A 26,807-nucleotide genomic window follows, 5' to 3' on the forward strand; every position below is an offset into this window, starting at 1 on the left:
CGTCCGATGTCCTCTCCCTGCATCGCCCGGCACAGGGAAGTGGTCGTCCCACGATTGACGCTTCGGCCCTGTCGCGCCTGAAGCAGGGGGCGATCCTCATCAATACCAGTCGTGGGGGAGAAGTGGACGGTCCTGCGCTGGCGGAGGCTCTGAAGGCAGGGCATCTGGGCGGAGCAGGTCTGGACGTGATGTCCCCCGAGCCCCCTCTGCCGGATGATCCGCTGCTTGGAGCGCCGAATGTCGTTCTGACGCCACATATCGGTGCGACGACGGAACAGGCTCTGCGGCGCATGGCGATGCTATGCGCGTCACAGGTTCAGGATGCTCTGGCGGGGCGTGTGCCGCCGCACTGTCTCTGACTTTTATGAACCTGCCTCCCTCTTCCTGACGGAGAGAGAGGCAGGCCTGTTTCAGCGAGCGCCCAAACCACCGCCGCTGCTAGTGGTGATGGCATAGGTCTGGGGTGTCTAGTATTCTTCGATGGTCATTTTATGGGACCACGTGCTCTGCGGAAGGGCCGCGATCTTGCCCAGAACGGCCTGTCGGGAACGCTTGATGATGAAATCGGCCAGTGGATCAAGGGTGTTGAGCTGGAACTCGTCTATCATGTCATACAATGCGCGGACATTAACATCGGTACAGGCCGTCATTTCCACACGGGGGAATATGGCGCACAAGACATCCATTCGGGCTTCAGTGATCAAGGTTGTGGCCATCATCGGGGCCTTTGAGCAGGTGGCTCGGTTCACCGGTGACACTGACGGGAATGTCTCCGCGCACCGTGATCCGGCGCAGGAGGCGGGGATGGGTGTCGAAATCGGCCGTGGCGTAATGCTGGGTGGCGCGATTGTCCCAGATGGCGATGTCACCGGGCTTCCAGTTCCAGCGGACGGTATTGTCGATCTGCGTGATGTAGGACTGGAAGATTTCCAGGAGCCGGTTGGCGTGCTGGGTGGGAATGCCGCGGATTTCCTTGAAAAAATGGCCCAGGATCAGTGTGCGTTCGCCGGTTTCGGGATGGACGCGGACCACAGGGTGTTCTGTTTCGTAAATGCGTGAAATGAAGCGGGCGCGGAAATCGGCGATTTCCTCGTTGCGGGTATCGTATTTGTAAAAATTGGTGTCGTAGTCGTTGCCATGAACCGCCCAGAGCGTGTCCGCGAGCTGTTGCAGCGAGGCGGGCAGGTCGTCGTAGGCCGTGGCGGTATTGGCCCAGAGCGTGCTGCCGCCATAGGGCGGGATCGTGATGGCGCGCAGGATCGAGGCCTTGGGATAGGCGGGAACGAACGTGACATCCGTGTGCCAGGAATCCGTGGAGCGGCCGTTGCGGGATTTCAGTTCGAATGTGTAGGGGGTGCCTTCGGCGGCGGGGATGGTCGGGTGGAGGATGGGGTCTCCGAAGATGCGGCTGAGAGTTTCATGCTGGGCGTCATCAAGGAACTGGTCGCGCAGGAAAATCACCTTGTGGCGCAGCAGCGCCTCATGGAGAAAGGCTTTGTGCTCTTCGGGCAGGGGCTTGCGGGCGTTGATGCCGTGCACGATGGCCCCGATGCGGGATGTGACCTTTTCAGTCGTGAGGCTGTCGGCGGCCGTGGGGTCGCGGGGGACGATACGCAGGGTTTTCATGAGGGGACTCCTTCGGACTGGGGGAGTGTGGTGTGGTTGCTGACGCGGTCGGGACGCGTGACGGTCGGTGGTGTGATGAAGAAGGTGAGGAGGGCGCTGGTCAGGAAAAGTGCGGCGTAGATGAGGATGATCCCCTGTGTGCCGACGGTGCCTTCGAACGCGTAAACGATGAAGGGGCCGATCCAGACGCTGCTGCCCGCCCCGAGGTTGAGCAGGGACATGGCGATGCCCTTATGGTCCGGCAGAAGGGACGGGGTCAGGGCGGAAAGCGGCACGTATCCGGCGAGCGTCATGCCGAAGACGGCGGCTGAGGCGTAGACCGCAAGCAGGCTGCTTTGTGCGTAGAGCAGCGGGATCCAGTACAGTCCGACGCAGCTCAGCGCGCTGCCGATGCCGCCAAACCAGATGACGGTCTGGCGCCAGGAAATATAGTCACTGGCAAAGCCGATCAGCAGGTTGAAGACGATGTTGCTGGCGAAAATGATTTCAAGAAACCGGATCCATACATCCTGCGACAGGCCAAGGCGGCCTGTAAAAAAGAACGGCATGAAGACGATCAGGCCATGCGTGGCGCTGGAATTGACTGCACGTACGATGCACGCCAGCCCCACACCCGGATTCTGGCGAATCTGACGGACGGTTTCGCGCAGGGTGGGGCCAATGTCCTTCAGGCTGCCTTTCTGCGCGCGCGGGGTCGCGGACAGCGGCAGGACGGCAAGCACGCCACCTGCTCCGACGCCGAGAAGTGCGATCCAGAGCGTAACGTATTGTCCGTAAACCGGCAGAAGGAGCTGCGCCACGATGGACCCGACCGTAGGCAGGCCGCAGGTAAAGCAGAACCAGAACAGCCCGACGGCACGGCCCAGACGGTCCTGCCGGATTGTGGTGACGAGCAGGGTCAGCAGTCCGTAGGAGAACAGCGGATAACCCGCCCCCCGCAACCCGTAGGTTAGCAGAAGAAGCGCTGGAGAGTGGGCCGGGATGGCCACGCCAAGGAACAGGAGCTGCGGGAGTATCCAGAACAGCAGGCCGGCCGTCATAACGGTCCGGCTGCCGAAAATATCGCATAGCAGTCCCGAGAACCAGGCAGCCAGCGCCGCGACCAGTCCATAGGCGGTGAAGAGGAGCGCGACGAAATGCTCCGTCTGGCCCGTCTGAACCAGGAACGGCGACAGATAGCCGACCTCAACGCCATCTCCGATCATGAAGACCAGAAGCCCGGCATACTGGAGAGCAAAGCTCCGCGGCAGGCGGCTGGCGGGCAGGAGCGGACCGTTTGAAACAGAGGGGGCGGGAAACGTCGTCTGCATCTCAGAAATCCGCATGAACGGCGCCGAAATACTGGCGTGGCGCACCGAGGACGACGGACTGGTAATCGCCGGACATGGGATAGCCGTTCTGGCCCATGGTGGAGATGTATTTCACGTTCGTCAGATTATAGACGTTGAAGTCCAGCGAGAGGTGCTGGAGGAAGCCCGTATGGGACAGGCGGTGGAGCTGCTTGGTCAGGTCATAGCGGGCGCCGAAATTGGTCAGCCAGTAGGACGGGACTTTCGTGTCGCCCGTGTAGCTGAGGTTTCGCTTGCCGACATACTGGGCCTCGATATGGGCCTGAAGATCGTGCCAGGTGTAGGACAGATCAGCGTGGTACATCAGGCGCGGATAGGCCACGACCTGCTGGCCCCGGATGTTGTAGGTGACGACTGCGCCGTTGACGGTCTGGGTGATGTTGTTGTCGTAGACAGCATGGTTGTAGCTGATGCTGTTGGTCAGGCTCAGCCCCTTGACGGGGGTGAGGGTCACGGCCCCGTCCACGCCGGTCATCGTTACGCCGCCGACATTCTGGATGGTCGTGTAAGGCTGGGTTGTCGGGCCAGTGGAGATGCGCTGCAACCGGTTGGAAAAGATCGTATGGTAGCCGTAGAGCGAGCCACTGACGAGGCGGCCGGTATATCGGTAGCCACCGGCGAAGTTCCAGTCGGTTTCAGGTTGCAGAGTATTCTTCGAGGCCAGATAGGCCGCCTGTGAGGTCGAGAACGGGGATGTGCCGCTGTTGTAGCCCGAGACGGGATAGACCTTCACGTTTTCCGCAATGTCGAAATAGAGCTGATGGCCGGGAGCGAAACGCCATTCCCCGCTGAAATGCGGCAGGAAAGGTTTGCTTGATGTCAGGGAATCTCCGCCCGCAATGGCGGTGGTGCGCGTGTAGGTTTCCCAGTTGGCGAGTGCACTGACGCGGGTCGTGTTCAGGACGGAGCGGAAACCGGCATGAAGCGAGATGGTGTTGGTGACGCGGTAGGTATCCTGGAAATAGGCGACGAACGTGTTGGTATTGAAGACCTGTCTGTAGCCGTCTTCGAAGGGATTCTTGAGATTGTCGAGACCATTGACCGGCGTTGCCGTGCCATTGAGCACGTCTTCCAGCAGGGGCTCCTGATAGAGCGGTTTACTGATGTCGAAATGGGTGTTTTCGTACCAGATTCCGGCATTCAGGACGTTATGCGCGATGCGGTAGGATAGCGATGTCGTGAAGCCGAAGCGGTCCGTGTCGGGCTGCGTAACCTGATCGATCAGCGGTGCGCCGTTGGGGGATGAGATCAGCGGGCTTGCGACCGAACCGCGCTGATAGGAACGGTGTCCATATACCGTGCTCTGCCAGCGCAGGCGGTCGGTCAGGGCAAGATCGGCCGAGACGCCCCCGATATAGGAATGCTGCATCTGCGCGCCTTCGTAATAGGACGCGGTATAGGGGCTTTTGAGGTTGGCGTAGGCGGCCGGGACCTGTCCGCCAGGCAGACCACGCTGGGCCAGTGCCAGACGATAGGCTTTTTCGTAACCGCCGGGCTGGCCGATGAAATTATCGATCGCGTAGCCACCGTTGTTGAACATGTCCAGGCTGTAGTCCTGGTAGTTCTGCATCTCCAGATCGGCGTAGTCGAAGAACGCCGTGATGCGGCTGTCCTGCCCGATCGGATGCAGGACCTTGGCGTTGACCTGCTGCATGAACTGGTCCTGTCCGCCGCGCCATTTGTCTGTGTCGTTGCGGGCATAGGAGACATAAAAGCGCGTGCCCTGGCGGTTCAGATCCCCGCTTTCGAGGCGCAGGAAGGTGCGGTAGGTCGAGTTGCTGCCAAAGGTCTGGTTCACGCTGGCACCGCGCTTATGGGATGGATCACGGGAGATGAACTGCACCGTGCCGCCCAGATTGGAGGTGCTGGCCACGCTTTCCGAACCCGTGGAGGCTGATACATCCATGCGTTCGATATTCTCGGACGAAATGGCCGATGTCGGGCTCAGGCCGTTGACGTTGCTGAACTGCTGGTCCCCGAGCGGGATGCCATCCAGTGTCATGCCGATCTGGCTCTGGTCAAAGCCGTGCATCAGGAACGAATTTTCCCAAGTGTTTACGCCCTGCGGATCACCGGAATTGAACAGCACTCCGGGCAGGCGCGTCAGGGCCTTAAGCGGATTGGTTCCGGCCGCATATTCGCGGATCGTGACGGCAGAGACGGGATTGGACACCCAGTTCGCCTGCCGGTGTCCTTCCACGCCGATGTTCTCGGTGGTGTGGGATGTCAATGCGTGTGCTTTGGTGGATGGCTTGTGAGCAGGCTGTGCCGGTGTGGCATGACGGGATTTCTCACCGGGCTTTGTGGTCGGTGTGGTTGTCGCGGCGAAGGCATGCGTGCTGACCGACAGGGTCAGCAGGGCAATCAGGGAAATGGAACTGCTGGACGTGCGGATGGCAGCGCGGCTCGAAAACGGGAAAGCGGGCATGGAGAGACACTCACAAGATACAGGAAACGGGGATTTTCAGGTCTTGGGAGGATCAACAGCGCCAGGCCGGATGGTCGGCGGCCGGGTGTGCGGATGTGTTCTGCGGGAAAAGGCTTTCGCGCAGGGTTTTGCCAGGTTTGGGTTTGATGCGACCGCGCCGCTTCAGTTCCGGCAGGACGAGGCGGATGAAGTCGTTGTAGCTGTCCGGGTTGACGACCTGGATCAGGTTCAGCCCATCGGTTTCTGAATCTTCGAGCCAGCGTTCGATCTGGTCCGCGACAGTTCCGGGGCTGCCGACGAAAGTCTTGGCGCGGCCAAATCCTTCCGCCGGGCTCGTTGCTTCGGCGATGGTCCAGGACCGGCCGCTGATGGCAGGGTCGAACTGTTCGAGGACGGACTGGCTGGCTTCCGTCGGGCGATAGGTCAGGACCTCATCCGTCTGGTTCTTTGAAAAATCCACGCCCGTCATGGAGGAATAATGAATGAGCGATCCGGTTGCGTCGTAGAACGCCTTGTATTCCGCGAACTTGCGGATGGCCTCTTCTTCCGTCTCGCCCACCACGACGGCGGCAGCGCAGATGAAGCGCAGGCTTGCAGGATCGCGGCCTTCACGGGCGGCTTCTTCCCGGATGCGCCGGACGTTCTTTCGCGTGCCTTCCGCTCCGGCCCCGACAACGAAAATGACTTCCGCATGCTTGGCCGCGAAAGCGCCGCCCCGAGCGGAGGCGCCGGCCTGAAGAAGGACGGGAACACGCTGCGGGCTGGGTTCAGCGGTATGGCCATCCGGGACGCGGTAGTACTGGCCGTCATGGCGGATAGGATGGACTTTTTCCGGATCGGTATAGATCCATTCGCCTGAAGCTGTCTGGCCGCGGATGACGGCGTTCTCTTCCCAGGATTTCAGCCAGAGCTTGTAGACGACATCCATGAACTCGTCGGCGCGGTCATAACGCTCATCATGCGGGATCTGATGGTCCAGCCCGAGATTGCGGGCCGCGCTTTCCTGCTGCGAGGTCACGATGTTCCAGCCCAGACGCCCCTTCGTCAGATGATCGAGGGTCGTGAGCTTGCGGGCGAGTAGATAAGGATGTTCGTAGGTCGTGGACAGCGTAATGCCGAAGCCGAGCGACGTTGTGGCAGCGGCCATGGCCGACACCAGCAGCAGCGGGTCGATCAGCGGGGACTGGATGCCGTGCTTCAGGGCGGCGTCCGGGCTGTTGCCGTAAACGTCGATCTGACCAAGCGCATCTGCGATGAACAGGGCATCAAAGCCGGCATCATCGAGCGTCCGGGCCAGCTCGGTCCAGTAGCTGATATCCTTGTAACGGTGGGTCTGGTCCGCGGGATGGCGCCACAGGCCATAATTCAGGTGCGAGACGGTGGCCATCGTGAAGCCATTGAGGATGATGTGCTGTCCCATTACGCTATTCCCACGCGCCACTGGAGTGGCGGAAGAGTGCCGTTGACAGCATAATCTCCGACGACACGCGTGCGATAGACGCGCGGATTGTGATTGCCGAGCGTGCGGACGTTGCGCCAGTGCCGGTCCAATCCGGCGACGCGAAGGGTGGCACCGCCGCTCAGTGCATCGAACAGGGCGGTCGTGGCTTCGAGTACCAATGGCAGGATACGGTCCTGAACCTGCCAGACTTCGAGTTCGGCACGTGCAACCGTGAGGTCGAGCTCCGGAGCGGGGCTGTCCGCGACGGCCTGAATGGCGCGGGCGGCGCGTTCGACGGCAGCCCCAGCAATGTAGGCACCACTGAAGACATGCCCCACGACTTCAAGGATCTGCGGGTCTTCGGCGGGAAGGTCCGCATTGCCGTGGCTGAAGGTGCGCTTGCGGCGACGGACGGCATCCGCAACGTCTGTTGCGGCAGCGCGGGCGATGCCGGCCACTGTGGCCAGATGATAGAGCTGGAAGAAGGCCTGTGAATACGGGAAGGCCGTGTTGCCGTAGCGCAGGTCGTCTTCTTCCGTATGGACATTGCGGAAATGCGCGGTGCCGCTGGCGGTCAGTCGCTGGCCGATGCCATCCCAGTCATCGACGATCTCAAGGCCGGGATCGTTGCGCGCAGCGAGCGTCTTGACGGTCTGTCCGTCTTCGGTGGTGCCGGTGACGGTCAGCCAGTCGGCATAGAGGGAGCCAGTGGTGAAGAACTTGGAGCCGTTGATGACCCACTGGCCATCCGTCCGGGACAGGGTCGTGCTGAACAGATCGCGTTTGGAGGCCGGCCCTTCCGCGGCGGCGGCCCCTGCGGTCTGTCCGGCGCCGAGGCGGTCGAGCCATTTTGCCCGGTATGCGCCAGCGGGTTCTGACAGGAGATGCTCGACGAAGCCAAAATGGGCCCGGAGCGCCTGCGCGACGTTTGAATCGGCCGTGGCCAGCGCCGTGATGAGGGAGAACAGATCTTCAAGGCTGGCGCCCAGACCACCATGGGCGACGGGAACACGAAGGGCCGTAAAGCCACTCTCCTTAAGGAGGCGGATCTGTTCGAAAGGCAGTTCGCGGTTCAGTTCGGCGTGCAGTGCCTGCCTGCGGATCTGCTCGAAAACGGGAGTGAAGCGGTCGTGAAACGGAGTGGTTTCACGGGCATCCTGTCCCCAGAGAAGGGAAAGGTCAGGAAGCGGAGCGGATATGTAGGTCATGGTATCTGCCTGTGGCGTGCGGTCCGAACAAAGGAGATGAGAGCAGGAAGGAACCTGGCATCATCGGAGGACAGGAACAGAGCAGCGTTGCACACATAAAACTAAACCGTTTCGTTTTATTGATAATACAAGAATTATTGTAGTGATTCTTTTGTTCCGTCAACAACATAGTTATTTAACTAAATAACTATAAAAATAAGTGTTTTAAATTGGGCGTTGTGCCCCTCGCTGTATGATCGGAGCGGGCATTCAGAAGTAGCTGAAACCGGGACGGTTCAAGGCGGGTTCAGGGCCGATACGGCATCTGCGCAGCATGGGGAGAATGTGACCTGGACCCCATTCGCAAACGCTGGCGGCAGGCGGATCATCTGTTCGTGAGTGGAAGCTGATGATCACACGTATTTTTCTGGAAAGCCCGATATGCACCTGTGCCTTGGGCTGGGCTGTATCCTGGGCGGTACTGGCCGGGCGACGGCCAGCACTATTCTTCGTGACGCCTGTTCAGTTGCAGGCGTGGCAGTGTTCCGGAGTGATGCTGCGCAGATAGGCTGCGAACTCGCGGAAGACCGGGGCACGGGGGTCGGAGGCGCGCCAGGTCAGGCCGATCGTACGGCGTGCTTCGGGTTCGGGCAGGCTGCGGACGGTGATCAGATCTTCGAAATCCGCGCGATTGCGGAGTGCGATCTGCGGGATGAGGGAAAAGCCCTCGCCGGCACCGATCATGTACCACAGCATCTCGAGACTGGTGGCCAGACGCTGCTCGCCTTCGCGGGGTACCGTCGGGCAGATGGACAGGGCCTGATCGCGCAGGCAGTGCCCGTCCTCAAGCAGAAGCAGGTCCGGGCGGCCGAGCTGGCTCAGGGAAAGTTTCGGTTTGTGCGCCAGTTCATGTGTGCTCGGGAAAACGGCGAGGAAGGCCTCCTCGAAAAGTGGCGCGCATTCCAGCGCGTCCGACGGCGTGGGCAGGGCCATCAGGGCCACGTCCAGCTCGCTGTTGCGCAGGGCGTGGACAAGCGTGTCCGTCATGTTCTCGCGCAGGCGCAGGCTGAGGGATGGATAATGTTCCCGCAGGCGGGGCAGAAGGCCGGGGATGTAATAGGGGCCGAGTGTGGGGATGACGCCGAGACGCAGGGGGCCTTCCATCGGTCCGGTCTGGGCGCGGGCGACTTCGAGCAGGTTGCGGGCGGCCGCCAGAACCTCGCGGCCGAGCGCAAGGAGCCGTTCACCATCGGGCGTCGGGGCGACATGGCGCCGGGAGCGTTCGAAAAGCGTTACGTCCAGAAGCTGTTCGAGCTTGCGGACCTGTTCGGACAGTCCGGCCTGACTGACGCCGCAGCGTTCTGCCGCGCGGGAGAAGTTGCGCAGGTCATCGACCGCAACCACATATTCGATATCGCGCAGGGACAGGCCGGAAAGGGGAACATAGCTCATGTCCCATAGATAAGACCGAATATCTCAATGGGGAAGTGCGGTTCTGCCTGTCAGGAAAAAATAGCGTTGAAACAGGCCGGCTTCAGGAAAAAGCTCCACGTTTTCTGATCGGGAGTCTTGATATCTTCATCTCGTCAATTCGGTTTTAGCGATCAGTCATATTGACAGGAACTGTTTCCTGTCCCTCTCTTTCTGTGGGACACAGAGTCCGCAACACAACTTCAACCCAAGGTCAGGAGACAGTCTGATGGTTCGCATCAACTCCCCGCTGAAGCCCTTCTCTACCGATGCTTTCCGCAACGGTGAGTTCCTCACGGTCACGGACTCCGACGTTCGCGGCAAGTGGTCCGTTTTCTTCTTCTACCCGGCTGACTTCACGTTCGTCTGCCCGACTGAACTTGAAGATCTCGCTGACAACCAGGCCGCTTTCGACAAGCTGGGCGTGGAAATCTATTCCGTCTCCACGGACAAGCATTTCACGCACAAGGCCTGGCACGACACGTCGCCGGCCATCGGCAAGATCAAGTACACGATGCTAGGTGACCCGACGGGCACGATCGCACGCAATTTTGATGTGCTGATCGAGGAAGCCGGTCTGGCTGACCGCGGCACGTTCCTGATCGATCCGGAAGGCAAGATCCAGTACATCGAGATCACCGCTGGTGGCGTTGGCCGGAGTGCTGCCGAACTGCTCGACAAGATCCAGGCTGCCCAGTACGTCGCCACGCATCCGGGTGAAGTCTGCCCGGCCAAGTGGAAGGAAGGCGGCGAGACGCTGAAGCCGTCCCTCGACCTCGTCGGCAAGATCTGATTCGGCACCGGATCTGATGATGGTGGGACCTTCGGGTTCCACCAGCCCCGCCTCCTTTGTGGAGGCTGCTGCACCGGACAGTCTTCCGGCTCGAACTCCAAACCCCGAAATCCGGAGAAAAACAATGCTTCAGGATGACCTGAAAACCCAGATGCGCGCCTATATGGAGTACCTGCGTGATGCGGTCGTGCTTGAGGCGACCCTTGGTACGGATGACCGCTCCAATGAGGTGCGCGGTCTGCTGGAAGATATTGCCAGCCTGTCTCCCAAGGTCACGTTCTCGGACAAGGGGCACGGCACCCGCATCCCGTCCTTCGTGATCCGCCGGCCGGGCACGGATGTGCAGGTCTGCTTTGCCGGTCTGCCGATGGGGCACGAGTTCACGTCCCTGGTGTTGGCGCTGCTTCAGGTCAGCGGGCATCCGCCGAAAATCGAAGCGGATGTGGTTGCGCAGATCCGTGCGCTGGACGGGGACTACCATTTCGAGACGTATTTCTCCCAGTCCTGCCAGAACTGTCCGGATGTGGTGCAGGCGCTCAATGCCATGAGCGTGCTGAATCCGAAGATCCATCACACGGCCATCGATGGGGCAGATTTCCAAGATGAGGTGGAGCGCCTTGGCATCCGCTCGGTCCCGCAGGTCTATCTGAACGGTGAGCCCTTTGCGTCGGGCCGGATGGAAGTGGCGGATATCCTGGCCAAGCTGGACACGGCTTCCGTGGCCCGTTCGGCAGAGAAGCTGAATGATATGGCGCCGTTTGACGTGCTGGTGCTTGGTGCGGGGCCAGCCGGTGATGCGGCGGCGATCTATGCTGCACGGAAAGGCCTGCGCACGGGCCTCGTGGCCGAGCGGTTTGGCGGTCAGGTCATGGATACGGCCGGGATTGAGAACTTCATTTCCGTGCCGGAAACGGACGGCCCGAAACTCTCGGCAGCACTTGAGGCGCATGTGCGTCAGTATGACGTGCAGATCATTGCCTCGCAGCTTGCGGCGAAGCTGATCCCGGCGGAGCAGACCGGTGGGCTGCACCAGATCGTTCTGGAAAGTGGCGCGATCCTGCGCTCGAAGACGGTCATTATTGCGACCGGTGCGCGCTGGCGGCATCTGGGTGTGCCGGGTGAGGACGAGTATCGCACCAAGGGTGTGGCGTACTGCCCGCATTGCGACGGTCCGTTCTACAAGGGGCGTCCGGTTGTGGTGACCGGCGGCGGCAATAGCGGCGTGGAAGCGGCGATCGACCTTGCGGGGATCGTCTCGCATGTCACGCTGCTGCAGCGCGGGGCGCATCTCAAGGCGGACAAGGTGCTTCAGGACCGGCTGCTGAGCCTGCCGAATGTCACGGTTCTGACGAACGCCCTGACCACCAAGATCGAGGGTGACGGCAAGGAAGTGACCGGCCTGACCTATAGCGATGGCGATGGTGGGCTGCATCAGATCAAGACGGATGGCGTGTTTGTACAGATCGGTCTGCTGCCCAATACGGAATGGCTGAAGGGTACGCTGAAGCTCAGCCCGTATGGCGAGATCGTCATTGACGACCACTGCGGGACGTCTGTTCCGGGCGTGTTTGCGGCGGGCGATGCGACGACCGTGCCTTACAAGCAGATCGTCATTGCGATGGGTGAGGGCGCGAAGGCTTCCCTGTCGGCATTCGATTATCTGATCCGTCTGCCGGTGGCGGCGAAGGCGAACTGAGAAAAGAAGGATTGGGGGTTTTCGGGAGGCGGTGTAGGTCTTGCGCATGCATCCTTACCTGATCCCCCTTCTGACGTTTGCTGCCGCGGCGGCTGTTTTCACGATTACGCCGGGCCTTGATACGGCCATGACATTGCGAACGGCCACGACGTCCGGCTGGAAGGCCGGTCTGGCGGCCGTTACGGGGATCTGCCTCGGGCTGGGCATCTGGGGACTCGCGGCGGCCTTTGGGCTGACGGCGCTGCTGGCGGCCTCCGAGACGGCGTTTACGGTCGTCAAATGGGCTGGCGCGCTCTATCTCGCCTGGCTTGGGATCGGATTGATCCTGCATCCCCGGGCTTCGCTTGGGATAGCGGAGACGGTCCCGGTGCATGACGATGCCCGCGCGGCGTTTCGCCGGGGCCTGCTGACCAATCTGCTCAATCCCAAGGTCGGCATTTTCTACATGACGTTCATGCCGCAGTTCATTCCACCGCATGTGAACGTAAAGGAGTTTTCGCTCCTGCTGACGGCCATTCAGGCCATATTGTCCTTCTCGTGGCTGGCGCTTCTCGTCGCCCTGACCGTGCCGCTGGGACGGTTTCTTTCCAGCCCCGTGGTTGTGCGGCGCATGGACAGGCTGACGGGCGGGATTTTTATCGCGTTCAGTCTTAAACTGGCGCTGAGCAGGAGAGCCTGACCCGATGACCAAAACCTATCTCTTCATGATCTGCTTCGTCGTGGGAGCAACCTGCGCCATCGTGTCTTACGGCATCACCCATCATTAAAATGGCGGGGCCGAAGCCCCGCCATTTTTTCAGTTCGCTGAAGCCATTCCCCGCAGGACGTAGGGCAGGATGCCCCCGTTGCGGTAATACTCCGCCTCATCGACCGTATCGACACGGCACAGCAGCGGGACATCCTGCGTGCTGCCATCCTGACGGGTGATCGTCATGGTTAAGGTCTGGCGCGGTGTCAGGGTTTCGATGCCGTGAATGGCGATCGTCTCCGTGCCGTCCAGCCCCAGCGTCTTGCGCGTCGTGCCCGGCTCGAAGGTCAGGGGCAGGACGCCCATGCCGACGAGGTTGGAGCGGTGGATGCGCTCGAAGCTCTCGGCAATGACGGCCTTGATGCCGAGCAGGCGCGTGCCCTTTGCGGCCCAGTCACGGGACGAGCCCATGCCGTATTCCTTGCCGCCGAACACGACGAGCGGCACCCCGTCCTGCGCATAACGGCTGGCGGCATCATAGATGGACATCTTCGCGCCATCCGGCTGATGCAGCGTGACGCCACCTTCGGTTCCGGGCGCCATCTCGTTGCGGATGCGGATATTGGCGAAGGTGCCCCGGACCATGACGCGGTCGTTGCCACGACGGGAGCCGTAGGAATTGAAATCCTTCACCGCGACCTGATGTTCCTGTAGATACACGCCTGCCGGGGAGGACGGTGCGATTGCACCGGCCGGGGAGATGTGATCGGTCGTGATGTTGTCACCCAGCAGCGCCAGAATCCGCGCGCCGGAAATGTCTTTCGTGGGCGTGGGTTCGGCGGTCAGGCCGTCGAAATAGGGCGGGTTCTGCACATAGGTCGAGCCCGGCTGCCAGTCATAGGTGGCCGAGGTTCCGGCAGAGGCGAGGGCCTGCCATTCCTTCGTGCCTTCCGTGATGTGGCTGTACCTCTCGACGAACGCTTCGCGCGTGACGGCAGAGCCGACAAGCTCCGCGATCTCGTGGTTGGTCGGCCAGATATCGCGCAGGTAAACCGGCGTGCCGTCGGGCGCGTGTCCGAGAACGGCTGTCGTGATGTCTTCGCGCATCGTCCCCAGCAGCGCATAGGCGACGACGAGCGGCGGGCTTGCGAGATAGTTGGCGCGGACGTTGGGCGAAATCCGACCCTCGAAGTTTCGGTTGCCGGACAGGACCGAAGTCGCCACCAGACCATTGCCTTCAATGGCGTCCACCAGTTCCTTCGCCAGCGGGCCGGAATTGCCAATGCAGGTCGTGCAGCCATAGCCGACCGTCTCAAAACCCAGCGCGTCCAGATCGGCGCTCAGATTGGCGCGATCCAGATAGTCCGTGACGACCTGCGAGCCCGGTGCGAGCGACGTTTTTACCCAGGGCTTCGGCATCAGGCCGAGCGCCCTGGCCTTGCGGGCCACCAGTCCGGCCGCGACCAGAACGGCGGGGTTGGACGTGTTGGTGCAGGACGTGATGGCGGCGATGACGATGGAGCCATGTCCGATCGCATAATCCGTGCCAGCGACGGGGGCGGTCTTGTGAATGTCGGCGGGTTTGACGCTGAGCGATTCCGTCAGGGCTTTTTCGAACGCCGGAGTGGCGGCAGAGAGTTCGATCCGGTCCTGCGGGCGTTTGGGGCCGGAAATGCAGGGCGTGACCGTGCCCAGATCCAGCGTCAGAATATCCGAAAAGACTGGCTCGGGCGTGGAGGCATCGCGGAACATGCCCTGTGCCCGCAGCCAGGCCTCCGTCAGTGCAATGCGATGCTCGTCACGGCCGGTCTGGCGCAGATAGTCGAGCGCCAGCGCATCCACGGGGAAGAAGCCGCAGGTCGCGCCATATTCCGGCGCCATGTTTGCGATGGTCGCGCGATCCGCGACTGGCAGATGATCCAGCGCCGGGCCGAAAAACTCCACGAACTTGCCGACCACGCCCTTGGCGCGCAGCATCTGCGTGACGGTCAGGACCAGATCGGTCGCGGTCGTGCCTTCCGGCAGACGTCCTTCCATCCGGAAGCCCACGACATCGGGGATGAGCATGGAAATCGGCTGTCCGAGCATGGCGGCTTCGGCCTCGATTCCGCCAACGCCCCAGCCCAGAACGCCCAGGCCATTGACCATGGTCGTGTGGGAATCCGTGCCATACAGCGTGTCGGGATAGGCGTAGGTGACGTCGCCGACCGTCCCCGTCCAGACCACCTGGGACAGATATTCCAGATTGACCTGATGGCAGATGCCCGCACCGGGCGGGACGACGCGGAACTGGTCGAACGCTTCCTGCCCCCAGCGCAGGAACGCGTAACGCTCGCCATTGCGCTCGAATTCCAGCGAGACATTCTGCTGGAGCGCGTCCTTGCGCCCGGCGACGTCCACCATGACGGAATGGTCGATCACCAGATCGACGGGGACGAGTGGATTGACCTTCTGCGGATCACCGCCGAGCGAGACGATACCGTCGCGCATGGCCGCCAGATCGACCACGGCCGGAACGCCGGTGAAGTCCTGCATCAGAATGCGGGCTGGCTTGAACGGCACTTCCTGCGTGGAGTGGGCGTTCTTCGTCCAGTCAACGATCGCCTGCGCGTCCTCGACGCGATAGGTCGAGCCATCCGTAAAGCGCAGGACGTTTTCGAGCAGCACCTTCAGGCTGACGGGCAGTCGCGAGATGTCGCCCAGTTTTTCCGCCGCGACGGGCAGGGAGAAATAGCGATAGGAGCGCCCCTCGATCGAGAGGTCGCGCTGGCAGTCCAGAAGGTCGTGTCCAACCTGTTTCATGATAGGAATGTTCCTTGAAGGGCTGTCAGAAAATTACTGGATGGCGCGCAGAAGGGCCTGCGTGACGTCCTGCGTGGTGGCCTTGCCGCCCAGATCGCGGGTCCGGAGGCCTTCGACCTGAAGGATCTGCTTCATCGCACCGTCCAGACGCTGGGACAGGTCCTGCCGTCCGACATGGGCGAGCATCATGCTGCCTGCCATCATCAGCGCCAGCGGATTGGCAATGCCCTGTCCGGCAATGTCTGGCGCGGAGCCGTGCACAGCCTCGAAGATGCCCATTTTCTCGCCGATATTCGCACCTGGCGCCATACCCAGGCCGCCCACGAGACCGGCTGTCAGATCAGACAGGATATCGCCGAACAGATTGGTCGTGACGATGACGTCGTAATTCTCCGGACGGATCACAAGCTCCATCGCGCAGGCGTCAACAATGCGTTCTTCCAGCGCCACGCGGCCTTCATATTCCGCAGCGACCTTGCGACCTTCATGCAGGAACAGGCCGCTCAGGATTTTGAGGATGTTCGCCTTGTGGACGAGCGTCACCTTCTTGCGGTTGTGCTTCACGGCATATTCGAAGGCGAAGCGGACGATCCGGTTGCATTCCGCGCGGGTATTGAACCCCGCACCATAGGCCACGGCTTCGGGATCGCCGTCCACGGCCATGTAATGCTCCATCGCAGCATACAGGCCTTCGATGTTCTCGCGGATCACGACCAGATCGACGTTTTCATAGCGGCCGCCAGGGACGATCGTCTGGGTCGGGCGGACATTGGCGTACAGGTCAAACGCCTGACGCAGCGTGACGTTGATGGAGCGGAAGCCCTTGCCCACAGGCGTGGTCAGCGGCCCTTTCAGCACGAGGCCGGTGCGGCGGATGCTGTCGAGCGTGGCCTCGGGAAGGGCCGTACCGTGCTGGTCGAATGCGCCTACGCCTGCGCTCTGGGGATCCCAGAGGAAGGGGGCGCCGAGGGCCTCCATGACGGTCGTGACCGACTGCATGATTTCCGGGCCAATTCCGTCACCGGCGATGAGTGTGGCGGGAATGGTCTTGGTCATGGCGCGTTCCTGTTCGGTCAAAGGGTGGGTCTGTGACGCGGCGGACCTTAAAGAAGTTTCATGTGCGAACCAATGTTTGCAGCAGGGTTTCATCATACTTTAAAGGTATGGAATGATTGAGCTCAGACATCTCCATGCCGTCATCGCCATTGCCGAAGAACGCAATCTGACCCGTGCCGCCGAGCGTCTCGGGATCCAGCAGCCTCCACTGACCCGGTTGCTCAAGGGTATGGAGCAGGAACTTGGTGTTCAGCTCTTTGAACGTCATGCCCGCGGTATGCGCCTGACCTCGGCCGGGCGCAGCATGCTCAAGGGAGCATATGATGTCATCGAACGTATGGATGAGACGGTCGAGGATGTCCGGCGGATCGTGCGTGGTGAGGCCGGAGAACTGTCGATCGGGTTCACGAACTCCGCGCTGTGTCATCCCAGTCTGCCCGATCTGCTGGGACAGTTTCGCGAGACCTGGCCGGATGTCGGGCTGACGCTGACGGAAGGCAATTCCAGCCAGCTTCTGGGGGCATTGCGGGAAGATACCGTGGATGTTGCTTTCGTCCGGACGTCCATTCCCTATGTGTCGGATGTGGTGGTCGAACTGATCGTGGAAGAGCCGATGGTGTTGGCAGTGCCAAAGAGCCATCGTCTTGCAAAAGAGGCCCCGGCTGCGGGTCTGAAACTGGCTGAACTTGAGGACGAGGACTTCATCCTGTATCAGAGCCAGTACAATAACGGCCTGTACAAGACGATCGTGGATGCCTGTCTGGGCGCAGGCTTTACCCCGCGGATCCGCCAGAAAGGCCCGCAGCTTCTGGCAGCCTTGAACCTTGTGGCAGGAGGATTGGGCATTTCACTCGTGCCCCAGTCCATGCAGCAGCATCACGCCGGGCAGGTGGTCTATATCCCGCTTTCGTCCCGTACGGCCCTGACGGCGCCGCTTTATCTGGTGTTCCGTTCGGTTCGGATGACGGGGGCCAAGCTGTATTTCATCCATCAGGCCCGCCGTATCCGGCAGGCCTATGGCGCGGTCGCGGCGGAATGAGGGTTCAGGAGTCCAGAGGCGTTGAAACGGATGGGGGTGTCTGGCGGGAGTCACTGATCCAGCTCTTGGTCAGAGTATAGGCCACGGACAGGATCAGTGGGCCGATGAAGATCCCGACCAGCCCCAGTCCGCCGAGCCCGCCAATCACGCCGAGCATGATGAGAATGAGCGGGATATCGGCCTGTTTGCGGATCAGGAACGGGCGCAGGACGTTATCGATGATGATCGTGATGATGGTGACGACCAGCAGAAGCGCTGCCGGGGCAAGACCACGGTCAAAATAGACCCAGATCACGGCCGGGATCAGGGTGACGCCCGGTCCGGCCTGAAGCAGGCAGACCATGAAGGTCACGGCGGTCAGGATACTGACCCAGGGCGCACCTGCGAGTTTCAGTCCAATGCCGGCCACGGCGGATTCAACGACTGCGGTGACGGTCACGCCAAAGGCCACGCCCCGGATCGTATAGGCGGCGAGCTGAAGCATTTCCTTGCCGCGATTGCCCGCCAGGATGGTGACGAGTGTGTCCGCAACCGCGATCGCTGATTCCGCGCGCATCAGGAGCACACCGAGGATGACCAGCGTGAGGATGAACTGCAGGGCCAGAATGCTGAAACTGCCCGCATAGGCCAGAAATGTGTGGATGAGGGTTTCCGGCGCCGGGATGACCTGCCGGATCATTTCGGGGAACTGCATGCGCTGCATGCGGTCCCAGAATGGCGCGATATGCGGACCGACCAGAGGAAGCCGGCCCATCCATGGCGGCTCATCCGGGATGTGGAGCGTGGAAGACGAGGAGACCAGCGCGATGATATCGCCGAAATGGCTCGAAACCGTCGTGATGGCGAGCCAGAGCGGCAGGATGAACACCAGCATCGCAATCAGGATGGTGAGGGAAACGGCCACCCGGCGGCTGTTTCCGACGAAGGTCTGAAGCCGTCGCAGCATGGGCCAGGTCGTCACCGCGATCGTGACGGCCCAGATCGTGGCGGGAAGGAACGGCTTGAGGATCCAGATGGCGCTGATGACAATGCCGCTCGCCAGCAGGGCAACCAGAACGGACCGGGTATTGTCCTGAGAACCGTTCTGGAAAAGGTCTGGCATTGAAGGCTTGGCTTTCCGTGGAAATAAAATCAGCAGTGCTGCGCTGGGAAAGATAGGCCGATCTGCCCGCAGGAGAAAGTAGGGGTATCTGAAATCTGCGAATGCTTAGTCTGGTGAGGCGGCTGACGGATCGGGCTTCCAGAGGCGGTATCCGTTGACGGCGAGCAGGACGAAGCCGGCATACAGGACTGCCGTCGGGTAAAGGCCACGGCTGATGAACAGGGCGACATAGGCGCTGTCTACCACGATCCACAGGGACCAGGTTTCGCGATAGCGCATGGTGTCCCAGCACTGGGCGAGAATGCTGTAGGCCGTGAGGGTAGCATCCGTGACGGGCATGGGATCATTGGTGAAGCGCGCGAGGACGAAGGCCCAGACCGCGCTTCCCGCTGCGCCGCAGAGCAGACCGTTCAGAAGGGTACGGCGTGTCGGGCGCCGGACGCGGATCCGGCCATCCGGTTTTTCCATCCGGCGCCAGTGCCGCCAGCCGTAGACAACATACAGGCAGAACGCGATCTGAAGCCCTGCATCGGCATAGAGCCGCGCTTTGAGGAACACCCAGCAGTAAAGCCCCGCCGCTGCCAGTGAAACGGGCCAGCAGATCATGCTGCGTCGTGACGTCAGCCAGACGGCGAGTGCGCTGAGGACGGCGCCCAGAATTTCGATCAGGGACATGAAGGGGCCTGAAGGATCCGGGTCAGCCAGCGCAGGAACTGCTGCCCGGAGGGCGAGCCGAACCAGTGCGCGTGGCCCAGAAGATAGTCCGTATAGGCCGCTTTCACGCCAGCCCGGTCGTGGACCAGCGTCTCGTAATAGGCGACCTCGGAGAGGGCATATTCGACGTGCACAAGCGGAAGGAAGAGGGGTACCAGACGGCGTTCTTCGCGGGAGAGCGCATATTGCGCCAGATAGCCCGACAGGAACGCTTCGAGCCGTTCATGAATGACAGGGCAGTCGTTCTGGGGTTCGAGCCATGCGATGGCGGTGCGTTCGATGGCGACCGCAAGATCATAGGCGGCGCAGGTCCGGTCCGACATGCCGAAATCGAGAATGCCGCAGACCTGTGCATCGGCGCCCGTCCCGGTCCAGAACAGGTTGGAGGGGTGCCAGTCGCCATGGCCCCAGCGGGGCTGGATCGTGCCGAGATGGGGTTTCAGTCTCTCATGAAACGGCAGCAGGGCGGTAGGGATATCCTCACGCCAGGGATGACGGGTCAGGGCCTCTGTCAGCCCGGCCTGTTGCGGGATCCAGCGTTCCAGTCCGGCCATCAGGTCAGGCGATGTGATGACCTCGAACGTGGAGAGCAGGGGGCGTCGTGAAGGACGTGCAGGGGCATCAAAGCTTCTGGCGGCCTCATGAAGCCGTCCCAGATGCAGGCCGCCCGAAAAGGCGTGCTTGACGTTGTGGAATGGCTCCCAGGACTGCACGGTTTCGTACAGGTCATGGCCGGGCATGATGGAAAAGACTTCGTATGCTGACCCACCGAGATCGAGGGCGGCCTGACCGGTTTTTGTGCGCCATGTCTGGCCGACTGGAACGCCCTGTTCGGCCAGATGCGTGATGAAGCGGTGTTCTTCCCCGAGAGCCGTGGCATCGCGTAGGCAATGGTCATGACGTTTGACGAAAACCTGGCTCCCATCCGCCAGCGCGACGACGCCCGTCGAGGAAAACGGTCGCCGTCCATGCCAGATGACCTGTCGGGCCGGAGCTGGAAGCGGGAAATGGGACAGGACCTCGCAGGCTTCGGCATCCGACAGTGCCGGCCAGTCCCGTTTGTTTTCGGGACCGTTGACGCCGAACTGTCCGGATGCCTCTGCCATGCTCAGAATCCCGTGGAGGCGGTGAACAGGGCCGCGAAGCCGCCACCGATATAATAGCTCGGGGCACTGCCGGCGATGGTGGTGCCATAGACGCCGGTCGTGTCCTTCGCGTTCAGGGTGGGGCTCGCCACGCCGGAAAGATAGTGCTCGTTCGTGATGTTGATGAAGTTCATCCGCAGGGTCGGCTGATGCAGATGGACGTGGTCCGAAAAGCGGTAGCCGATGGCGAGATCACCCGTCGTATGATCCGAGACGCGCTCGTCATTCATGAAGGTGGCGTACTGGTGGCCGGTGTAATGCACGGTGGCGACGCCGAAGATGTGTCCGTCATCGTAACTCAGCCCGGCTGCGGCCTGAAGGGTGGGGCTGCGGACGGCGATTTTGCCACGGGTGCGCAGAAGGTCCCCGCCGGACATCAGGTCGTTGTCGATGGTGGCGTGCAGGTATTCACCCGACACATAGGGGCTGAAATGGTGCCAGGGGCGCAGGCCGATTTCCACGTCCACGCCGCGTGATGTCTGGCCGCCGGCATTCATGGTCGTGCTGACAATGGAGCCGTTCTGCACGGCCTGCGTGGAGATCTGGCGGTTGGTGAAGTTGTAGTTGAACAGCGTCAGGCTGCCGATGATCCAGCGTCCCGTCCGGCGATATCCCAGCTCTTCGGAAATGGAATATTCATTGCGGACATCCGTGGAGCCGGTTCCGTACATCTCGCCCGATGAGGGGTCATAGGTGTTGTAAAGCGCGGTCTGATCGGGGGCGCGGAAATTGGTCGTGGCATTGAAGAAAAGCTGGTTCTCGCCATCAATCCGCCAGCGCACGCCCAGACGGGGCAGGGGCTCCATGCTGTTGGACGCGACATGGTACTGCGGCCCCGGCAGGCTGTTCGTGCCGTCACGGCTCATCATGACGGCCTTGAAGCCGAGGTCGATGGCCAGATGGTCGTGCAGCAGGGACATGTGATCGCCGACGAACAGGGCATTGGTCTGGGAAATGGTGTGGAAACTGCCGCCCAGAAGTCGCTCGCCGTTTGACAGGCGGATCACGTCCTTGCCGTTTTCCGCCCAGATATCCGGAGCATATCCATTGGTCTGGACGGCTGTGAACGGCTGCTGCTCGTTGTCATCGCCGTAATCGTACCAGTAACCGAGAACGAAATCGTTCCAGCCGGTCTTGTAATGCAGGGCGCTGGTAAAGCCGGAGCGGTAGCTGCGCTGGGTATAGTCTGCGCGGACCACGCCGACGCCGTCCTGCGCGCCGGGCAGGTTCAGCGTGTCGGACAGGGCCTGCGTGCCCTGATAGAGACCGGAGGTGGACATCGTGCTTCCGCCTGGCCAGTTGCCATAGGCGAACTGGGCGTAAGGTGTGACGTCCAGGGACAGGCGGTCTGTCAGTGTCAGATGAACGGGCGCTCCGCCATAAAGCGTGCGCTCTCCGTCCCGCCACAGGCGCCAGTAATTCGCGCCGTTTTCGGGATTGCTGCTGTCATAGCGGGCCAGAAGGTTGTTCTGCCCTTTGATCCCGTCCGATTTCCAGCTCTCCATCGTCGGTTCGGGATACCAGCTTGTGATGGTTGTGTTGAAAGAGCCGAGGAGACTGGCGCGGTTGCCCTGCCCCCATTCCTTGAGGAACTTGAAATCGACGTGCTGTTTCTCGTCGCGTCCGGGGCCGCGCCAGTTGTCGGTTGCGCCATGAGAATAGGATATGAAGCCACGGATGCCGGTATGGGCGATGTCGCCGGTATCGAGGCGGATGAATTCGCGGTTGGTGTTGTAGGACCCATAAGACACGCTGGCATCGCCCCCGGCTTTTTTGGCGGGGTCGCGGAATGTCAGGTTCATCAGGCCGCCGGCCGCGTTCAGGACCGGGCTGTCGAGATCGGCCGATCCCTGAGCCAGGGCGATTTCCTGATAGTTTTCACTGTCCGCGAACTGGCTCGGCGTGCCGGAATAATAGGCCACGTCATTCAGCGGCATGCCTTCGAGCACATAGCCGATGGCGCTGTTATCGAGACCGCGGACGGTGATGTTCGTATTCGGGGAAAAGCCCATCGGATCGGACGAGGCGACATTGGCGCCGGGCAGCATGGAGGCAAGCTGGAAAGCTGTTGCCATCGGGGCCTGTTTGGAAATGAAATCCTGACTGACCGTACTGACGGATTTCACGCCGTCCTGCAGATGGATCAGTCCGCCCCCCGGCTGGTTGCCGGGAGCGCTGTCCGGAATCCGGTGCACGATGATGTGCTCGGCCCTGAGGGGCTTAACTGCATGCGTTTGGACGGCCTGCGTCTGGGATGCTGTCTGCTGGACCGGTGGCTTGGTCGTAGCCGGCGTATCGGCGGCACGCGCGACCGAAAAACAGACCGTTGTGCCGAGCAGGACGGGCAGAAGACTGCGATATCGCGGACGCAAGACGGGAGACGCAGGTGTTTCCCGGGTATTGGGGCAGTATGGTCTGACAGACGCTGGGGCCGGAAGGGCCGGAGGTTGTCTGTGTGCCATGATGAGAGACTCCTCGCCTGCAAGCAATGAGATCTCAGCTCTGACAGGAAAGGTTCAAGCTGCTGGCTGCGTTGTGCATGAGCATGCGTCGGGCAGACAGCGACCACCATCCCTCCGCCAGTATGAACTGGATCAGGTTCAATGGGTCACTGCGCCGCATGACTTTTAAGGGTCACACCAGCAGAATCTCAGCCCCATGTCGGAGCCCCCCACGGTGAAGCGTCACAAATCCTCTCTGGAAGAGAAATTGTCAACATGACGGAGCCGCCCGAAGCCGGGCGTCGCATACGACCAGGGGTATGTTGCGAACAGCTCTGAGGAGAATGTTCATTTTTTATTAATAACGATGGTATAAATTTACAAACACTCACGCCCCTCCCTGAACATAGCGTGAGACCAGAGGTCAAAAAGGCTCTCATGCTGAACTGGATTGAAAAAACCGCCTATGTCCGCCAGAAAATCAAGGTGCTCTTTGCCGTTCTGATTCTGGTTTCTGTACTTCAGTTCATGGTTGAGCAGGTTTTTCAGCATCTGTTCGTGCATTACCGGCATGAACAGACCCTGTCGCAGTGCGCGGGACTGCTGTTCCAGATTGCCCTGACGCTCCTGATCGCCAGATTTGCCATCCGTATCGTCGCGGTTCCCTTCGAGGAGATTACGGCGGCCACGGAAAAAGTGGCCGGGGGGGCGCTCAACATCACCATTCCGTGCCTTCATCATCAGGACTGCGCCGGGCGTCTGGCCCGCTCCCTTCAGTCCTTTCGGGAAAACAGCCAGAACCAGCTGAAGCTTCAGGAAATCTCGGCCACCGAGGCGCGTGAGGCCGCGCGTATCCAGAAGGAACTCTCCGGAAAGAGCGAAAGCATCCGTCGGCTGCAGAGCGAAACGATCGGGACGATCTGCGCCGGGATGGAAATCGTGAAGAAGGGGGACCTGACCTTCACGTTCCAGGAGCATTTTCAGGACCGGTTTGAAGAGTTCAGGCGGGATTTCAATACACTCATCCATATTTACCGCACGGCGATTGCCAGGATTTCCGATGCAACGTCCATGATTGCCAACGGGACATCGGAAATCGCTTCGGCTTCCGCGGAACTGAGCGAGCGGACAGAACGGCAGGCCGTCAACCTTGCCCAGTCCGCCGCGTCCCTCAACAGCATCACGCAGACAGTCGGCAAAACCGCCCGCTCCGCGGTGCAGGCGCGTGAGACGTCTCTGGAAACACGGGCCCAGACGGTTGTGATTTCGGGGGTCATGCATTCGGCCAATACGGTCATGGGGGAAATCCGGGCCTCCTCGCGGCAGGTCGAGAGCATTCTGGGCCTGATCGAGGAGATCGCGTTTCAGACCAATCTCCTGTCGCTGAACGCGGGGATCGAGGCCGCGCGCGCCGGTGATGCGGGCCAGGGATTTGACGTGGTCGCAAAGGAGATCAGGGCTCTGGCCCAGCGTTCGGCCAAGTCCGCCCAGGATATCCGCAACATCATCACGTCCTCGGGGCGTCAGGTGGAAGAAGGTGTTCATTTCGTCGGCGAGGCGGATCGGTCGATGAAGGTCATCAGCCAGCATGTGGACGGGATCACGTCGCTGCTTGAAGAGATTTCCCGGTCCACGACGGGTGAGGCTGAAAGTCTTGAGACGATCAACAAGGCCATCAATGAAATGGACCAGATGACCCAGCGGAATGCCGCCATGGTGGAAGAGGTCAACGTGGCGTGCCGGAACCTGAGCAACGAGGCGAAGGATCTTTTCGCCGAACTGTCCAGATTCCGCTTTGCTCCAGCCCCGCCATCCGATGACTGGATGCATCCTGCAAACCGGAGCCTTGCTGCGGTAGAAGGCTGACGAAGACGGTCCTGTCCCGGCCGGGACGGTGGAACATTATCGCGACATGCCTCGACATCGGGCCTGATATTCCCGACACTGGCGGCATGCCGGCTCGTTCCTTGTGCTCTCCTGTCCTGAATGACGGATCCTGCCCATGATGGGGCACGCTTTCCGTTCTCTGGGGAGACGTAATTACCGCATCTGGGCCATGGGGGCCCTGGTCTCGAATATCGGGACCTGGATGCAGATGACGACGCAGGACTGGCTGGTCCTGACGGAACTGACCCGGCATGATGCGACGGCTGTCGGCATCGTCATGGCGCTTCAGCTCGCGCCACCGCTCCTGCTGATTTTCTGGACCGGGAAAATCGCCGACAGGGTGGAGAAGCATCGCTTTCTGCTGCTGACGCAGGCTGCACTTGGAACTCTGGCCATTGCGCTGGGGGTTCTGGTGGTGACGGGCCTGATCCGGTTGTGGGAAGTGGACCTGTTTGCGTTTCTGAGCGGCTGTGTGGCGGCGTTTGACAGCCCGGTGCGGCAGATTTTCGCGGGTGAACTGGTGGGCGAAGCGGATCTGGCCAACGCCGTTGCGCTCAATTCCGTCTCTTATAATGCGGGGCGTATGATCGGGCCGGCCGTGGCGGGGTTCTGTATTGCGGAACTCGGCTCGGGCTGGTCGTTCATTCTGAACGGGCTTTCGTTTTATGGCGTGCTGATGTCGCTCCTCTCCCTGCGGACACAGGAACTGCATCGTCTCGCACCCGTCAAACCGGAAAATGCGCATCAGGAAAAACAGGATCTGCTGACAGGCGTGCGCTACGTCTGGAAGCGCGATGACCTGCGGACCATCCTGTTCATGCTGTTTCTGCTCGGGGCGTTCGGTCTCAATTTCCCGATCTATATCTCAACCATGGCCGTCAGCGTCTTTCACGTTGGGGCACATGGCTATGGAGTTCTGAATTCGGCCATGGCGGTTGGGACGATCACCGGGGCCCTGTTCGCCGCCAGTCGGAAGACCATGCAGTTTTCGGCCCTGCCGCAGGGGGCCGTCGTCTTCAGTCTGGCCTGTCTGCTGGGTGCGCTTTCGCCGGGATACTGGGCTTTTGCCGTCACGCTGGTCATGGCCGGCATGGCGTCGCTGACCTTCACGGCGGTGAGCAACAGCTACATGCAACTGGCGACGGATCCCGGCATGCGGGGGCGTGTGGTGTCGATCCGTTTCGCCGTTTTCGCCGGATCGTCTCCGCTGGGGGCACCGCTGGTGGGCATGGTTGCGAACTGTCTGGGTCCCCGCTGGGCTCTGGGGGTGGGATCGCTCTCCGGCATTCTGGCGGCCGGGGTGGCGCTGCTTTACCTGCACCGGTTGCAGGCTGGAAAAGAGACATGCTCCTGACGTCTCGGGGCATGATCGTCAGAAGGCTGCGTCGGGGACTGGTTGGTGTCGTGGTGCTGTTCGGTCTGTTGCTGCTCTGGATGGGATGGGTGGCGTTCCGGGGTGTCTCGGCTGTGCCGGTCCGCTCGGAAATGGCGGTTATCCTCGGAACAGCCGTTACGCAGAAGGGGGAGCCGCGACCGGCGCTGCGTGAGCGGCTGGAAGAAGGGCTGCGGTTGTGGCGTGCCGGGTTTGTGCGGAAGATCATGGTGAGCGGTGCGATCGAAAGCGGCAACCATCAGGACGAAGCCCGGATCATGGCGGACTGGCTGATGGCCAGGGATGTTCCGGCTTCGGCAATTATTGTGGATTCGCACGGAAACAACACCTGGCTGACGGCCCTGCATGTCGCCCGGCTGCATCCCCAGGGCGCTATTGTGGTCACGCAGTGGTTTCATGTCCTGCGGTCGGAATGGGCACTTCGCCGGGCTGGGGTGAAACCGGTCTCGGGAGCGGCGCCGTGCCGCTTCCGGATGGTGGAACTCTGGTACCTGTTCCGGGATTCTGTAGCGCTTCCGGTCTATGTGCTGACGAAAGCGCCCTAGGACGG

21 protein-coding genes and 1 riboswitch are annotated in these 26,807 nt (G+C 61.2%); of the genes, 8 read left to right on the forward strand and 13 right to left on the reverse strand.

Features of this window, described 5'->3' with window-relative positions; translation table 11 throughout:
• On the forward strand, window positions 1-359 hold a 359-nt coding region (locus HKD31_RS12435), incomplete at its 5' end, for an NAD(P)-dependent oxidoreductase (protein ID WP_276529681.1).
• Between the two features lie 108 nt (window positions 360-467).
• Here the strand turns inward: HKD31_RS12435 and HKD31_RS12440 are convergent.
• From HKD31_RS12440 to HKD31_RS12470, 7 genes are all read right to left on the reverse strand, one after another.
• Window positions 468-686: a hypothetical protein gene (locus tag HKD31_RS12440; RefSeq protein ID WP_228120662.1), complete on the reverse strand. Its 219-nt coding sequence runs from the start codon at window positions 684-686 to the stop codon at window positions 468-470.
• Window positions 687-693: 7 nt separating this feature from the next.
• Window positions 694-1,626: a TauD/TfdA dioxygenase family protein gene (locus HKD31_RS12445; RefSeq protein WP_194265413.1), complete on the reverse strand. Its 933-nt coding sequence runs from the start codon at window positions 1,624-1,626 to the stop codon at window positions 694-696.
• Window positions 1,623-2,936, reverse strand: coding sequence for an MFS transporter (locus HKD31_RS12450; protein ID WP_194265412.1), 1,314 nt, complete (start codon window positions 2,934-2,936; stop codon window positions 1,623-1,625). The genes HKD31_RS12445 and HKD31_RS12450 overlap by 4 nt, the downstream gene beginning before the upstream one ends.
• A gap of 1 nt (window position 2,937) precedes the next feature.
• On the reverse strand, window positions 2,938-5,403 hold the full coding sequence (locus HKD31_RS12455; RefSeq protein WP_194265411.1) for a TonB-dependent receptor: 2,466 nt from the start codon (window positions 5,401-5,403) through the stop codon (window positions 2,938-2,940).
• 52 nt (window positions 5,404-5,455) lie between these two features.
• Entirely contained in the window at window positions 5,456-6,823 is a 1,368-nt protein-coding gene (locus HKD31_RS12460) for an LLM class flavin-dependent oxidoreductase (protein WP_194265410.1), read from the reverse strand.
• A complete protein-coding gene (locus tag HKD31_RS12465) occupies window positions 6,823-8,052 on the reverse strand; it encodes an acyl-CoA dehydrogenase family protein (protein ID WP_194265409.1) in 1,230 nt (409 codons plus the stop codon). The genes HKD31_RS12460 and HKD31_RS12465 overlap by 1 nt, the downstream gene beginning before the upstream one ends.
• A 501-nt stretch (window positions 8,053-8,553) precedes the next feature.
• Complete coding sequence (locus HKD31_RS12470; protein ID WP_194265408.1) at window positions 8,554-9,483, reverse strand: hydrogen peroxide-inducible genes activator; 930 nt, start codon at window positions 9,481-9,483, stop codon at window positions 8,554-8,556.
• Between the two features lie 247 nt (window positions 9,484-9,730).
• Here HKD31_RS12470 and ahpC point away from each other — a divergent pair, with 247 nt between their 5' ends.
• The 3 genes from ahpC (at window position 9,731) to HKD31_RS12485 (ending at window position 12,669) form a co-directional block, all read left to right on the forward strand.
• Window positions 9,731-10,294 carry an alkyl hydroperoxide reductase subunit C gene (gene ahpC, locus HKD31_RS12475; protein ID WP_011252874.1) on the forward strand — a complete coding sequence of 188 codons (564 nt, stop codon included), beginning with the start codon at window positions 9,731-9,733 and terminating at the stop codon, window positions 10,292-10,294.
• A 124-nt stretch (window positions 10,295-10,418) separates the two neighbouring features.
• Complete coding sequence (gene ahpF, locus HKD31_RS12480; RefSeq protein ID WP_194265407.1) at window positions 10,419-11,990, forward strand: alkyl hydroperoxide reductase subunit F; 1,572 nt, start codon at window positions 10,419-10,421, stop codon at window positions 11,988-11,990.
• 46 nt (window positions 11,991-12,036) lie between these two features.
• Window positions 12,037-12,669: a LysE family translocator gene (locus tag HKD31_RS12485; protein ID WP_194265419.1), complete on the forward strand. Its 633-nt coding sequence runs from the start codon at window positions 12,037-12,039 to the stop codon at window positions 12,667-12,669.
• A 117-nt stretch (window positions 12,670-12,786) separates the two neighbouring features.
• On the opposite strand, the gene acnA is transcribed toward HKD31_RS12485, so the two are convergent.
• Together acnA and HKD31_RS12495 are read right to left on the reverse strand one after the other, a co-directional pair.
• Window positions 12,787-15,480, reverse strand: coding sequence for an aconitate hydratase AcnA (acnA, locus tag HKD31_RS12490; RefSeq protein WP_194265406.1), 2,694 nt, complete (start codon window positions 15,478-15,480; stop codon window positions 12,787-12,789).
• A gap of 33 nt (window positions 15,481-15,513) precedes the next feature.
• Window positions 15,514-16,536, reverse strand: coding sequence for an isocitrate/isopropylmalate dehydrogenase family protein (locus tag HKD31_RS12495; RefSeq protein ID WP_194265405.1), 1,023 nt, complete (start codon window positions 16,534-16,536; stop codon window positions 15,514-15,516).
• Between the two features lie 112 nt (window positions 16,537-16,648).
• On the opposite strand from HKD31_RS12495, the gene HKD31_RS12500 reads away from it, so the two are divergent.
• Window positions 16,649-17,575 (forward strand): LysR family transcriptional regulator, encoded by a 927-nt coding sequence (locus HKD31_RS12500; protein ID WP_194265404.1) that lies wholly within the window; start codon window positions 16,649-16,651, stop codon window positions 17,573-17,575.
• Between the two features lie 4 nt (window positions 17,576-17,579).
• Here HKD31_RS12500 and HKD31_RS12505 read toward each other — a convergent pair whose 3' ends face one another.
• The 4 genes from HKD31_RS12505 to HKD31_RS12520 form a co-directional block, all read right to left on the reverse strand.
• On the reverse strand, window positions 17,580-18,677 hold the full coding sequence (locus tag HKD31_RS12505; protein ID WP_062495459.1) for an AI-2E family transporter: 1,098 nt from the start codon (window positions 18,675-18,677) through the stop codon (window positions 17,580-17,582).
• Between the two features lie 105 nt (window positions 18,678-18,782).
• Window positions 18,783-19,352 (reverse strand): nicotinamide riboside transporter PnuC, encoded by a 570-nt coding sequence (gene pnuC / locus HKD31_RS12510; protein WP_194265403.1) that lies wholly within the window; start codon window positions 19,350-19,352, stop codon window positions 18,783-18,785.
• Complete coding sequence (locus tag HKD31_RS12515) at window positions 19,343-20,497, reverse strand: phosphotransferase enzyme family protein (protein WP_194265402.1); 1,155 nt, start codon at window positions 20,495-20,497, stop codon at window positions 19,343-19,345. The genes pnuC and HKD31_RS12515 overlap by 10 nt, the downstream gene beginning before the upstream one ends.
• Window positions 20,498-20,499: 2 nt before the next feature.
• On the reverse strand, window positions 20,500-22,998 hold the full coding sequence (locus HKD31_RS12520; RefSeq protein ID WP_194265401.1) for a TonB-dependent receptor: 2,499 nt from the start codon (window positions 22,996-22,998) through the stop codon (window positions 20,500-20,502).
• 92 nt (window positions 22,999-23,090) lie between these two features.
• Window positions 23,091-23,220: riboswitch (TPP riboswitch) on the reverse strand.
• A gap of 168 nt (window positions 23,221-23,388) precedes the next feature.
• Between HKD31_RS12520 and HKD31_RS12525 the strand changes: the two genes are divergently transcribed.
• The 3 genes from HKD31_RS12525 to HKD31_RS12535 all read left to right on the forward strand — a co-directional run bounded on the left by HKD31_RS12525 (window position 23,389) and on the right by HKD31_RS12535 (window position 26,802).
• Complete coding sequence (locus HKD31_RS12525; RefSeq protein ID WP_338085579.1) at window positions 23,389-24,843, forward strand: methyl-accepting chemotaxis protein; 1,455 nt, start codon at window positions 23,389-23,391, stop codon at window positions 24,841-24,843.
• A 136-nt stretch (window positions 24,844-24,979) separates the two neighbouring features.
• Entirely contained in the window at window positions 24,980-26,218 is a 1,239-nt protein-coding gene (locus HKD31_RS12530; RefSeq protein ID WP_062495454.1) for an MFS transporter, read from the forward strand.
• Window positions 26,209-26,802 (forward strand): YdcF family protein, encoded by a 594-nt coding sequence (locus tag HKD31_RS12535; RefSeq protein WP_194265400.1) that lies wholly within the window; start codon window positions 26,209-26,211, stop codon window positions 26,800-26,802. The genes HKD31_RS12530 and HKD31_RS12535 overlap by 10 nt, the downstream gene beginning before the upstream one ends.
• Window positions 26,803-26,807: the final 5 nt, after the last annotated feature.

The organism is Gluconobacter potus (assembly GCF_015244705.1).
In the GTDB taxonomy this organism is placed as follows: Bacteria; Pseudomonadota; Alphaproteobacteria; order Acetobacterales; family Acetobacteraceae; genus Gluconobacter; species Gluconobacter potus.